General features: G+C 37.6%; 12 protein-coding genes. 6 read left to right on the forward strand and 6 right to left on the reverse strand.

Going from position 1 to position 13,517, the window contains the following annotated elements:
• Positions 1–87: 87 nt before the first annotated feature.
• The gene (locus IPI99_07475; protein ID MBK7340350.1) at positions 88–582 is read left to right on the forward strand and encodes a hypothetical protein; all 495 of its coding nucleotides are present in this window, start codon (positions 88–90) and stop codon (positions 580–582) included.
• A gap of 9 nt (positions 583–591) precedes the next feature.
• Entirely contained in the window at positions 592–1,185 is a 594-nt protein-coding gene (locus tag IPI99_07480; GenBank protein ID MBK7340351.1) for a hypothetical protein, read from the forward strand.
• Positions 1,186–1,294: 109 nt separating this feature from the next.
• On the opposite strand, the gene IPI99_07485 is transcribed toward IPI99_07480, so the two are convergent.
• Positions 1,295–1,549, reverse strand: coding sequence for a type II toxin-antitoxin system RelE/ParE family toxin (locus tag IPI99_07485; GenBank protein ID MBK7340352.1), 255 nt, complete (start codon positions 1,547–1,549; stop codon positions 1,295–1,297).
• Positions 1,549–1,764 (reverse strand): hypothetical protein, encoded by a 216-nt coding sequence (locus IPI99_07490; GenBank protein ID MBK7340353.1) that lies wholly within the window; start codon positions 1,762–1,764, stop codon positions 1,549–1,551. The genes IPI99_07485 and IPI99_07490 overlap by 1 nt, the downstream gene beginning before the upstream one ends.
• 395 nt (positions 1,765–2,159) lie before the next feature.
• On the opposite strand from IPI99_07490, the gene IPI99_07495 reads away from it, so the two are divergent.
• Together IPI99_07495 and IPI99_07500 are read left to right on the forward strand one after the other, a co-directional pair.
• Positions 2,160–2,312: a hypothetical protein gene (locus IPI99_07495; GenBank protein ID MBK7340354.1), complete on the forward strand. Its 153-nt coding sequence runs from the start codon at positions 2,160–2,162 to the stop codon at positions 2,310–2,312.
• Positions 2,313–2,454: 142 nt separating this feature from the next.
• The gene (locus IPI99_07500; GenBank protein MBK7340355.1) at positions 2,455–4,947 is read left to right on the forward strand and encodes a hypothetical protein; all 2,493 of its coding nucleotides are present in this window, start codon (positions 2,455–2,457) and stop codon (positions 4,945–4,947) included.
• Between the two features lie 337 nt (positions 4,948–5,284).
• Here the strand turns inward: IPI99_07500 and IPI99_07505 are convergent, their stop codons facing one another.
• The gene (locus tag IPI99_07505) at positions 5,285–5,434 is read right to left on the reverse strand and encodes a hypothetical protein (GenBank protein ID MBK7340356.1); all 150 of its coding nucleotides are present in this window, start codon (positions 5,432–5,434) and stop codon (positions 5,285–5,287) included.
• A 494-nt stretch (positions 5,435–5,928) separates the two neighbouring features.
• On the opposite strand from IPI99_07505, the gene IPI99_07510 reads away from it, so the two are divergent.
• Complete coding sequence (locus IPI99_07510) at positions 5,929–7,107, forward strand: hypothetical protein (GenBank protein MBK7340357.1); 1,179 nt, start codon at positions 5,929–5,931, stop codon at positions 7,105–7,107.
• Positions 7,108–7,820: 713 nt separating this feature from the next.
• On the opposite strand, the gene IPI99_07515 is transcribed toward IPI99_07510, so the two are convergent.
• From IPI99_07515 to IPI99_07525, 3 genes are all read right to left on the reverse strand, one after another.
• Positions 7,821–10,190: a 3-hydroxyacyl-CoA dehydrogenase/enoyl-CoA hydratase family protein gene (locus tag IPI99_07515; protein ID MBK7340358.1), complete on the reverse strand. Its 2,370-nt coding sequence runs from the start codon at positions 10,188–10,190 to the stop codon at positions 7,821–7,823.
• 204 nt (positions 10,191–10,394) lie between these two features.
• Complete coding sequence (locus tag IPI99_07520) at positions 10,395–11,069, reverse strand: PspC domain-containing protein (protein ID MBK7340359.1); 675 nt, start codon at positions 11,067–11,069, stop codon at positions 10,395–10,397.
• The gene (locus IPI99_07525) at positions 11,062–11,403 is read right to left on the reverse strand and encodes a PadR family transcriptional regulator (GenBank protein MBK7340360.1); all 342 of its coding nucleotides are present in this window, start codon (positions 11,401–11,403) and stop codon (positions 11,062–11,064) included. Before IPI99_07525 ends, IPI99_07520 begins: the two co-directional genes overlap by 8 nt.
• A gap of 140 nt (positions 11,404–11,543) precedes the next feature.
• Between IPI99_07525 and IPI99_07530 the strand changes: the two genes are divergently transcribed.
• A complete protein-coding gene (locus tag IPI99_07530; protein ID MBK7340361.1) occupies positions 11,544–13,487 on the forward strand; it encodes a radical SAM protein in 1,944 nt (647 codons plus the stop codon).
• The last annotated feature ends 30 nt before the right edge of the window (positions 13,488–13,517 follow it).

Genomic DNA, 13,517 nt, shown 5'->3' on the forward strand with positions numbered 1-13,517 from the left:
ACAGGAGATGCATGATGTGATAAAGATGGATGTTTTAATAAGATAAAAGAAGACTATTATCAATGGACCGACGATAATGGTAAGGATATGGGAGTTTATTTTAATAAATCGACAGAAGTAAATCCAAAAAGATCTTTATTTTCATCCATGGGTGAAAAAATGAAAAATATTATTAGAAGAGTAACAGGTGACGCATTTGAATCTGATAACGGGCGTTTTAATTCTGAAGAAAGCGAAAACGCCAATTATAAGGGTAATATTGATAATTTGCTTGCATTAGCAGATGCAATGAAAAGTGTGCAAGGAGTGTCTAATCCATTTGGACAACCAGAAAACAATGAACAAGCAGTAAAACAACTAGGAGAGATAGCTGACTGGGGTGCAGATGGCGGGAATATTTTGTACAATCTTTTGCCTAGTTATGAAAAAAGTAAACCAGCTAATCCTAATCCTTGGGGACCAAAAGGTGGTAATGATACATTTGATGCTATTTGGGGGCATCAATTGCATGATCCCAAATTTCCAGGACTTATAGTGCGATATGATAGTGGTGGAGTAATTGTTCCTTATAAACCTAAATAATTAATTAAAATGGTAAAATATTCTGGGTTGGTTATACTTATTGTTTTGACTTTATTTTCATGCTTAAAAAATAATCACGGTCCAAATTGGAAAAAAATAAGAATTGGTGATTGGGATTTTAACCAATTAGTATTGCCAAATAAGACAATCATATTATGTGATAGCAATTATCAACTAGTAAGTATAGAATCATTAAATTTTGATACTTTAGTTAGCAAATTATTTTTTAGTCAAGATGGATTATTGTCGGCAAAAGAAAGGTTAAATACAAATAACGAATTAGATGGTAAAAATTATTACTTTCATGAAAATGGAGATTTGAAGTCGATAGTCACATTTAAAAATGGAAAGAAATTTGAATATGGATTTGATTATTATGAAAACTCAGGCAATCTGAAAAATTATTTGTTTTATGATTCAACTGGAGTTTTTTATTATGTTGAAAGTTATATGGATACATCAACAGATGTAAGCTATATTTTTAACCCCAATAATCCAAATTCTAATAAATTGATAAAGGCCAATATCCCTGATCCCCAAAAATCAAAACTATTAAAAATGATGGAAGAAATTGGCTTGGATAGTTTGAAACAAAACCATTAGATAAAATTATCTTTCTATCGGTGTGCTTTTGTGGCTATGCCATGATATGCTGTAAGTGTCGTATTTTATCACTGTTCGGCGTAAGTGGTGCCTAGGTAGGAGTTTAGGTTTATTCATAAATATCTTTTCGATGACCTAGTGTTACAATTTCAATAATAAGTTTGGTATCAAAAATATCGTAGATAACGCGGTAGTCGCCAATTCTAATTCTGTAAGCATCTCTGCCACTCAGTTTTTTGTAACCGTTGGGACGTGGATTTTCTGTAAGCTTAGAAATAGCTTCTTTTATATTGGAGTAAAATGGCTCGTTAATTTTTTCTAATTCTTTGAGAGCCTGTTTGCTGAACTCTAATGAGTAAGGCATTAAGATTTGTTCTTGCGTTTTTCCTCAATCATTCTAAATGCTTCATTCATTGGGATTCGTTCGCCGGTATCATTTTTTTTAGCTTCATCATAAAGGCGAATATCTTCTAACTCTTCCAGTTCTTCCATTAAAGTATCAAACTCTTTAGCAAGAAGTATCACCATAGATTTATTGCCATTGGCATCTTTAATATATTGTGGATGTAAGGTAAGCATAATCTGATTTTTTTTGCTGTTTGAATATTTTGTTCAAAAAAAAAATTGAAATTATTTTTTAGTCAGCACCGTATCAATGATATTCATAACTTGCTTTTGTCCTTATCATTCAGTTGAGCAATGAAGTGAACTTGTTGTGAAGCCCTTTTATCATGAATGGTAACAGTCTTTGGAGTGAAATTACTATAGTGAACTATCACGTTAATACAAACACCGTATAAAGAAGATGGTTTATCCAAAATCTCAATAGAAGTTTCTACAAATCCTTTTTTAATCATTTTTTCTGAATTTCTGAAGTACCTCCCGTTTAGTAGAGCAATTTCTTAACAATATTAGTAATAAATATCCAAACTCATAGGCTCTTTTTTAAATGGAGAAAGTTTCAAAACGGTACTATGGATGAATTCATATACGAGTCATTTTTCTTGAATGATTCATTGAGACCGGAGCAGACCTTTGTAAAAGAGTATGTGTATGATACTTGGGGCCGGATGATGTCCATGACAAACCCCGGGGGAGAGCTAGTGCAATACCACTATGCTTTGTAATATTGAATTTAGTGCACATATTTTAGATAACATAGGTGTCATTTTAGCGATTGGGATGAAAATTAATGTAACTCAAATATGGCTTGAATTTCAGCTGGTAATCAAGTATGTTCGTTTTATCTTTGTGACAAAGTCAAAGTTTATGAGGAAAAGTGCATTGATCTACATGATTTGGAGTATAGTGATGCCATTGCTGGCTCAATACCAACCGGGGCTTGTTCGAAAAGAGAATACAGGACCGTGGAGACACCATCAATGGTTGATGATGAATAATCCAACTTATGAAGAGCTGAGCTCTCAAAAAATCATGGAACTTCAAGCCAGAGTGGCAGAAATGGCTCCAGAGCGATCGATCTCTCGTCAGGGGGAAGGATGGGAGTACATGGATCTCGCCGGTGCACTGACGACCCAAGATAGCATCAAGATTTCCGGGAGAATACGAGCTTTAGATTACAACCAGGGTAAACTCCGCATAGGTGCTGCATCAGGGGGTGTTTGGGAAGTTTCATATCCAGCAGTGAGTGCTCCCAGACCACTAGGACTTTTTCAAATCACATCAGCCAATATTGGAGCATTAGCCACCCATCCCTTGAATTCAGACATCATCCTGGTCGGTACCGGCGAAGCAAACGTGAGTTCTGGTACAGGTATCTGGAAATCCCAAGACGGTGGTGCAAATTGGTATAGGGTGAATGTCCCGAATTCATCTGATGCTTATACAAAGATCGTCATAGCAGAAGACGGAGTTTGCTATGCTTCTGGTTCCGGGGGATTATATAAAAGCACTGACAGTGGTGAAAACTGGACATTTCTCAAAGCTGGGTTCCAATGGGATGTAATCACAGACCTCAAAAACTCAACCCTGGTGTACATTGCCTCGCTAGGAGCCGGAATATCAAAATCGACAAATGGTGGTGCAAACTTTTCTCTTTTGAGCTCCTCTGTATTCCCTACAGGTATCTCCAGGATAGCCTTGAGTATGTGCGCCGCTGTTCCTACTACGATCTATTCTTTATGGACCAAATCCAATAACCAAACCGCAGGACTTTTTCGAACAGAAGACGCCGGTACCACTTGGAGAAGTTCAATCCTCCAGAGCGCAGACGGCAATCCTGCCGCCAACATTCATGGAGATCAGGGATGGTACGATAATATGATCACCGTTTCTCCCGTGGCAAGCAAAGTCGCCTTTTGTGGCGGTACCAGTTTGCTCTATTCTAGCTTAGGCTCAATATTCAGAGGTACGACACTTGCTCATCATGCAGATATACATTGCTCAGCATGGACACCGGATGGGAAGGTAGCCTTTATCGGTACTGATGGTGGAGTGTACCTCTTCCGCATCAATGGAACAACAGCAAGTTCATTACCAAATTATTACTACAATTCTATGCCGATTACCCAATTTACTGGTGTAAGCGTAGGGAAGTCTGATAACAGTGTGATGATAGGAGGATCACAGGATAACGGTATCATGTGGAGATCAGGAGGCAACTGGGTTGGTTTTAGTGGTGATGGAGGTCCGCCTCGTGTTGATCCGACGAATGCTTCAGTACTTTATGGTGTACAAGGCTATTTCGGAAAAGAATTGTCGTTTCACCCTTATGCGAAAAACGGAAATGACAATTGGAGAGATGTGAGTTCCGGACTCAATGCACTTTGTGAGCAGTGGTATACTATGGTGACGACTGATTATAACAACCCTGCTACGATGTATTATCATGCATGTCAATATGTGTATGCATCTACTGACAAAGGTGCTACATATCAGGTACTCAACAGAAGCAGCCCATTTAATTTCGAGGTAGGATTTCTTCAAGTTTCCAAAGGGGAGAAACCTTTGGTATATTGCGGGATACACAACAATGACTTGACCAAGTTGATGGTCTATGATGTCGCAAATGCAAGCTGGACAAATAAAACGCCATATGGTAAGAATAATGGCCGCACATGGTCAAAAGTTTTTCCTTCGCAGGTGGACGAAAAAGTAGCTTATGCTGCAATGACCGGCAACGGCAACAGCACCAGTGGTAACAAAATTTTTAAAACAATTGATGGAGGAGACAACTGGACCAACATTACCGGCAATATACCAGATGTGCCGATACTGTCTGTTTTAGAAAATCCGTATAGCCCTTCTCAAATTTATGTGGGTACAGATGGATTTGGAGTCTTTCGAACATTAGATGGAGGTCGTAATTATGAGCGATGGGACAGAGACCTTCCTTATGGTGTAAAAGTGAATACTTTGGATTATGTCGATGATACACCTCATGGTGGTAATTTTTATGTGGTGATTGGAGCTTATGGGCACGCATTGATGAGGAGAGAAATCCCTATGTCGGAATTAGTTGCTACACAAGATCCTGCTAGTGTCCAAACAGCAAAAATTTTATCTCTTCAGCAAATTCAGGACGAAATTATATTATCGCTGAGGGCAAAGGCCGGAGCAAAGTATAATATTGAATTATTGAATTTAAATGGGGATGTAGCGATCTCAGAAATATTGAAGTCAGCTCATGAGGGTATGAATACTGTTTCGATGAAAGTAGCATCTATATCTTCAGGTATGTATATCGTCAGACTCACGGAAAATTTTCAGTACCTGGAAGCCAGAAAAATAGTAATAGACTAATGAATCAGTTAAAAATTATTTTGATAGTCAAAAATATGTGATTGTCATATTAAAATTATTCATTTACCATATTGTATTTAGCAAAAAAAAGTCCATTCATTCATACCTAGGACGGGCCAATAAGGATTAAACCGCTTTTATTTCTGTTTGAAATAAAATAGGGATATTTCTGTACACTACAGCTAGAAACATTATAATGAGTGTGATTTTTTAATATGATATCACAGCTTCCGGATTAAAAGAATAAAGAAGACTTAACTGTAGAAATCGGCCTTTCCTAAAGTTAAGATTTTGCAGTAATTTTTATCCTTAAATATTTCAGATGCAAAATTAGGAATTAAGGAACAAGCATCAACTTTCTTCGCATGAGTCGCTGATCTTTCATTTGAATTTCTAAGATGCAAATACCGGGAGTTTCAGGTGCTTTTACTTCATCTCCTGAATTCACCATCACATCTTTTGTATTTTCAAAGCCAAGTATGGACATCTATTTTACAGAAGTTCCGTTATTGAGTTGTAAAGGTATCACGGTTCCTGCTTTTATAGGGTTGGTCAGGGGGAATTGATCAGAATGAACACCTTCAACATTTGCAGTTGAAGTTTTTTCAAATAGGAATGCATATTTTTTTTTAAATTCAGCTGGAGATGATTTAAATTCTATTTTATCCGGAATTTTATGGTCTGAAGAAATGTTATTTAAATTGAGATTTCACTCAATGTAACGTATTGCAGATTTATAAAGATTATGGATGTATCGGGTTATAGTAAAATAATTTGTATTGTAACAAGTGTTATCACATGTAAAATCGATTTATGGCTTTAATAGAATTCAAGTACTTTTGACATGAAAATGAAAGATTAGGCGATACAATAAAATGAAAGTGAGGTGGCTTGTTATAGATCAGCTCGAAATGACTCTAAGTTGATCTATTCAAACCATCACGACCGACGCTTTTTATGAAGTTAAATTTCTATAGTCTAATGGTATGCGTATTACATATACTAGAAGGCGGTGTCGTGCTGGAAGTAAACAAATATAGTGAATGTAAACACAATTGTAGTTTGGTTATGATAAGAATGATTTTTTTCACAATGGTTTTTCTTAACGTTTATATTGCAAGTAATTCTCAGGATAGCAACAGGATTTTTTATCTCGGGCATAGTTTGATAAATCACCAGACTCCTAGGATGACAGATCAACTTGCAAAAGATGCGAAAGCCAAAACGTTTTATCAGGCACATATCGGTAATGGTGCTAACTTTAGTTGGCACTGGACACATCCGGAAACAGGAGAAGGAAATCAGTGGGATACGACTTTGCGCAATCAGACTTTTGAGACATTTGTTTTGACAGAAGCAGTGCCTCTAAAAGGTCAGTTGAAATGGAGTAATACCTATGAGTACCTGGATAGTTTTTATCAATATGCAGTACAAAAAAGTCCTAATATCAATGTCTACATATATGAAACCTGGCATTGTATCAACAGCGGTACGCCAATTGGATGTATGTATGATGATGATAAACACATCCCTTGGCGTGATCGCCTGGATATTGACCTGAGTTTGTGGGAAGGTATTGCTGAATCTCACAATGCAAAGTACAGCAACAAAGCTTATATTATTCCGGGAGGACAAGGCTTGGCCAGACTGCATGATGCAATTTTGGCTGGACAAGTCCCGGGATTGACTGATATACGCCAGTTGTTTTCAGATGACATCCATCTAACTTCTGTGGGAAACTATTTCATAGCTTGTATCATGTATGCCACTATCTTTAAGAAATCACCTGAAGGCTTGATCCATCAGATCACAGATATGTATGGTCAGGTTTATACTCCGGCACCAACATTGGAAATGGCAAAAATCATGCAGAAAATTGCCTGGCAAACGGTATGCGCTTACAATCGTACAAACGTCAACTGTACCACCAATATAGAGGATAATCCGGAGGCATTCGTAGTAGGTTCAAAGGTAAGCCATGATTATATTCAACTCGAGACAGTTGTAGATCAAATACAAATTTTAAATTTGGAAGGTAAAGCTCTTGCAATGTGTAATCACTGCGACCACATCCTGACTTCTGATTTTCCTTCAGGTATTTATTTTGCAAAAATCCGAGCGGGAATGCAAACTGCCCTAATCAAATATTTTAAAATATAGTCTCTTCGAAGCTTATTGGTACCCGTTTTATGATCGTTTAAAAAATGGCCTTTTTCAGAAAAATTAATCAATTATTAAAAGGGTGGAGGTGTCAGTACATGCCATGAGAAGAAAGCCGTACTTTCATCTATATTTGGAAGTTGAGGATCATGATTGTCATTTTTATTTAAATCCAGTTTTTACTATTTATTAAAAATATATTGTGCGATTAAATTCAGATATAAAATTGATTATCTATTTTGAATCAACTCGTCTTCAAAATCAAGGCTTTGCACCATAATTGATTCATAGGTGAAGAATAAACAGTGCTTAGATACCAAAACTCATGATATTATTAGCTTTTCAGTAGTCCCTGCGATTCCCAGGAGCATAATCTGGCTCATACTTTCAATCAAGAATGGGCTTTTAGTGATTGAAATTAATAATCCTTAGCAATTTCATTGTACCATGATTTATATATAGATATTTTGGATATCGGTATTTGGAATAATATAATCGGAATTGAACTATTGAATGTTTTACTGGGATTTTATTTCGAATTATCTCCAATTCAAAACATGTGTTTTACTTCAAGAATGAATACTAAAGAGAATAAAAAATGAACTAGCTCATTACCGGATTTCAGATTATATAACTCAATGCAGCTATTGAGTTGCATTTGCAATGAGCTTATCTTGTTTATTTCGGTAAAACAAATACTTATTGAAGTGAGCTTAATTTCGAAGGGGTTTGTTTTTTTCTAACATGTGTTGGATTCTTGCCAGAGTTTTTGGTTCTGTGCACAAACTCATGAAGGCTTCTCTTTCAAGATCAAGCAGATACTGTTCACTTACTTTTTGTGCTGAGCTGAGTTCTCCTCCGCACAAGACCTGTGCCACTTTATGTGCTATTTTTATATCGTGTTCACTTGCATATGATCCGCGATATAAACTATGTGCAGCAGCGTATAATGCTCCAAGGCCTGATTTTCCCAGAACGAGGATGTCCTGTCTGGCTGACCTTGGAGTGTAATAAGTAGAAAGCTCTAGCACTTTTTCTTTTGCGCGATAAATGCTGGTACCGGTATTCATATTTACAATGTCTCTGCCTGAAATTAAATAACCATAATCATAGGCTTCAAATGCTGAGGTCGCAACGGAGGCTGTTGCAATGGTTTTGAATTTGTCAATCAATTGCGGAATTATCACTTCTCCTTCTTTCATTTGATCCGAAAGTCGCACTGCAAATTCTTTAGTTCCACCACCTCCGGGTATCACTCCTATGCCTACTTCTACCAGACCTATGTATGATTCGGCTGAACAAATCGAAGCATCACAGTGCATCAGAAATTCTACTCCACCACCAAAAACATATCCTTGGGTTGCCATGACAACTGGTATAGCAGAATATCTCAACCTCATGGATGTTTGCTGAAACAAATTTACCGCCATATTCAGTTGATCATATTCTTGCTGAAATGCCAACATCCCGATCAACATCAGATTAGCTCCCACGCTGAAATTCGCTGCATTATTACCGATGACCAGTCCTTTCCAGTTTTGTTCTTCCGTAATGCGAACACTTTCTTGTAATCCCCTCAGAATACCTTCACCGATCGCATTGTACTTTGATTTAAATTCTGCGCACAATACACCATCTCCGATATCTATCAAGCTGAGTTCATCATTTTTGTAAACTGTTTTTTCACCTGCCAAAAGATTCAATTGAATTTGTTCTTCTTGCCCCGGTATTTGTTCATATTTTTTAGTGAGTGGATTATAGCAGAATTCAACTCCATTTTGGAACTCGTAGAAACTTTTAAAACCATTTTCTTGCATTTCATTGATCCATCCGGCGACTTCTGAACCAGACTCCGTGATGAGTTGTACGCCTTGTTGCAAGCCGACAATATCCCAATATTGAAAAGGTCCTTTTTCCCAGGCAAATCCATTGCGCATCGCCATATCCATGGCGTATAATGTATTACTGATTTCTGGGAAACACTGAGCAGCATATGCTAAGGTAAATCCAAGTGATTTTTTTACAAATAATGCTCCTGCGTCTTTTGCCTGAAGGATGGATTTTATCCTTCTTGGCAAGTCTTCTATTTGTTTTGATATTTGCAGACTTTCAAGATTTTGCTTTTTGTCAAGCTTATATTCTAGACTATCCAGTTGCAACGCATGAATGATTGGTTTTCCTTCCTCGTTCTTTTCGGAAGTTTTCAAATAAAATCCTTTTCCGGATTTGTCTCCAAACCATTTTTGTGAAATCAAATGGTCGATAAAAGAAGGAACTTTCAGAGACTGAAGCATTTTGTCTTGGGGACAATTTTTTTTCAATCCTTGAATGACAAACATAGCTGTATCTAATCCAACAAGATCGGTCAATCGAAATGTACCTGACTTGGGTCTTCCAAGTGTAGGCCCCGATAATTTATCTACATCAGATATGCTCAAGCCAAGTTCTTGAGTGATTTCAAATGCTTTTGCCATTGAAACAACTCCCAATCTGTTTGCTATAAAAGCGGGAGTATCCTTGCAGAGTATAGTTTGCTTCCCCAAAAATCTGTTGCAAAAATCCATGAGAAAAGAAACCAGTTGCGGATCAGTGTCTCGTGTTGGAATGATTTCCACCAGTTTAAGATATCGAGGTGGGTTAAAAAAATGTGTACCACAAAAGCTTTTTTTGAAGTCTTCCGTTCTTCCTTCCACCAGAAGGTGAATTGGAATTCCGGAGGTATTGGAAGTGATAATTGTTGAATTTCGTCTGAATTTTTCTATCTTTTCGTATAGTGATTTTTTGATATCCAAATTTTCAACTACTACTTCTATGATCCAATCTACTTCTTTCAGTTTCACTAAATCATCATCAAAGTTGCCGGTTTGAATTCTAGATAATGCACTTTGGTGTAATACATTAGAAGGTTTTGTTGATACAGATTTTTGTAAAGCATTTTGTACGATACTGTTTGGTTTCTCACCCTCTGATTTCAGATCCAAAAGCAGAACATCGAATCCCGATCCGGCAAAATGTAAGGCTATTCCTGAACCCATCAGACCCGATCCCAGTACTGCAATTTTTCTTATCTTTCTCGTAACCATCTAGTTAGATTTGATACAAAGATAATCATTTTTCAGGCCGTTATAATTTATCCGTTTCTCTCGAATCTTCGAGACAGTGCATAATTTCAGATCATGTATGGTCAGGTTTTTTTCAACAGTAAAGAATAGCTGCCGAAAGCAATGTAAGTGCTTTTGGTTTTTTAATTATCAAATTCAATTTTACTGAAATTGAAGAACCAAGAATTAATATTTATTTTGGTACCACTTTTTTTTGCGTTTGCGTTTGCTCTCGCGCCAATCTTCAAATTTATCTGTAAGTTTGTCCAGTTCTTCTTCAGCTTTTCGCGCTATATTTTGAACGTTGATTGGCTGTCCTGCCATATTAAGTCTATCCGCTGAGGTGCGTGCTTCAGGTACAATCATCCAAAGTATCAGATAGAGTGGCACCGTAAAACCTCCTCCTAACACTCCCAGTGCAAAAGCCAGTCTGACCCACACAACATCCTGAATGCCAAAGTATTGAGTTATGCCTGAACAAACTCCCATGAATTTCGCATTCTCCATATCGCGAAATAATTTTTTGCCCGTTTTAATTCCCCATCCTTCTTTGGTCCTTGGATTGGATTCATGCGTATCTGATTTGAAATCATGTTCTGCATCAGAAGTAAAATTGTCAGCAGTGCCCATTATTCCTATGCATTTTTCTACTAATGGGAGAGTGACTATTGAACCGCCATTGATACCTTCTTTAAAAAGTTCTCCCATACGGGATTCAATGTCGTGCATGATTTCTTTGCATCCTTCAGACTTAGAGAAGTGTTGTTCCAGCGTAGCCAGATAATGATCCAGCTTTTCGTAGGCATCAATGTCAATTGAGAAAGGGTAGCCTCCTACGTTGATGTGAAGTATTTTATTCATTTGTGATTGGTTTTTTGATTGATTGGTTTACACCGTTAACAAATTGGTTCCAGGATTCTACGAGGTGATCAAGTGCTATTTGACCTTCTTCAGTGATTTTAAAATATTTTCTTGGCGGTCCTGCATTGGACTCTTGCCAGTTATAGACTAACAAGCCGCTGTTTTTGAGTCGGCTTAGAATGGGATACAATGTCCCTTCAACTACGATGAGATCTGCCTTTCTCAACTTCTGAATAATGTCAGAAGGGTAGGCTTCTTCAGACCTCAGGATGGAGAGGATGCACATGTCGAGCACACCCTTCTTCATTTGAGCTATAGTATTTTCCATTTTCATGACACAAAGATAAAGGATATTTTAGTACTATGCAAAACAAAGTACCTGAACATGCATAATTACTCGACGAACAATACTTCTTCATCGTCAAAAGCTCAATTCTCGTCTTCGACGATCAGCTACATAGTATAGTTGTGTTGATGGATACCTTTCAATATCTTTACAATCAGTTAAAGGAAAGACCAGGATATCTTTCCATACAGCTATCCATGCAAGAGCCAAAAGTAATTTTAATCACTCCCCCTTTTACACAGCTGAACACTCCTTATCCCGCTACAGCATACCTCAAGGGTTTTTTGAACACAAAGGGTATTTCATCTTTGCAATGGGATCTTAGCATAGAGCTAGCCCTCAAAATATTTTGCAAGGATGGTCTGACAAGAGTGTTTGAACTTATTCAAAATATTGGTGAACCGGGATTTGAAAAAGAAGATGTTTATCAAAATCGATACCATTTTATTGACCAAATTGATGCTGTCATTTCCTTTCTCCAATCCAAAAACCCAAGCTTTGCTTATCGCATAGTGCGAGGTGATTATTTTGAATTGGCTGATTTAAATTTGGATGAAAATGATCTCAATGTTAGTTTTGGATACATGGGTTTGCAAGACAAAGCCAAGTATATCTCGAGTGCGCTCATAGCCAAGCTGAGCAGATTCATTACCGATAACTTAGATCCGCATTTCGGGCTCAGCAGGTATGCAGAGAGTTTGAGCTCTTGTGTACATAGTATGGATGATCTGTACTCAGCATTGCTTGATGAAAGCGGTTTGATAGATACTCTTATAGAAGAATTACTGGATCAAAAAACTGAAGTTTTAAAGACTTCGAATCTTGTCGCAATTACGGTACCTTTTCCGGGAAATTTATATTCTGCACTCAGATGTGCACAATATATCAAATTGAGATTCCCTTCGATTAAGCTTGCACTGGGAGGTGGATACGTCAATACGGAACTGCGATCACTTAGCGACAAAAGAATATTTGAATTTGTGGATTTCATCAGCTTTGACGCAGGTGAAACGGCACTCTTACAGATAATAAATTATATTGATGGGTCTATTCCTGTCGAACTTTTGAAACGCACGATGATTTGTGATTCGCAGGGAATGAGATGGGTGGATGGCAGTCTTTTTAGGGATGTGAATGCTGAAGAATCTGGTACTCCTGATTATTCAGATCTTCGTATCCACGATTATATTTCAGTACTCGAAGTGGTCAATCCCATGCATAGTCTGTGGAGTGATGGTTACTGGAATAAGCTCACGATGGCAAATGGCTGCTATTGGAAAAAATGCACCTTTTGTGACGTAAGTTTACCTTACATCAGTGATTATATACCGCATGATGCAGCCTTACTTTGCGACAGAGTGGAAAAGCTCATTCAGGATAATTCTTGCTCTGGATTTCACTTTGTGGATGAAGCTGCTCCACCCGCGTTGATGAAAAGATTTAGTGAAGAGATTTTGAGAAGAAATATTCAAATTTCTTGGTGGACCAACATTCGATTCGAAAAAAGCTTCAATTACGAACTCTGTGAACTCCTCCGGGAAAGTGGTTGTATCGCAGTCACTGGAGGCCTGGAAGTGGCCTCTGATAGATTATTGAAGTTGATCAATAAAGGTGTTAGTGTGGTCCAAGTAGCACGAGTCATGGATGCTTTTGCAGCATCAGGTATCATGGTTCATGCTTATTTGATGTATGGTTTTCCCACACAGACGGAACAGGAGACGGTGGATTCACTAGAAATGGTCAGACAAATGTTTGAATTGGGGATATTGCAATCCGCACATTGGCACCGCTTTGCTCTCACTGTTCATAGTCCGGTAGCTTGTGAACCGGAAAAATATAAAATTCTAGTAAGCACCGATTCCTCAAGCAATTTTGCTAATAATGAATTAGAATATAAGGAACCACATGGAATCGACCATTCCAGATATGGAGAAGGCCTAAGAAAGTCACTCTTTAATTTTATGCACGGCTCCGGCATCGATTTTGATTTGCAAGCCTGGTTTGATTTTAATATTCCCCGCACTACCATCTCTCCCGATTTTATAGCAAATGCAATAGAGACAGAGGCTTGATAATAAGCGAATTACTAAAAAAGAACTCCC

It is taken from the genome of Saprospiraceae bacterium (assembly GCA_016710235.1).
GTDB lineage: Bacteria > Bacteroidota > Bacteroidia > Chitinophagales > Saprospiraceae > Vicinibacter.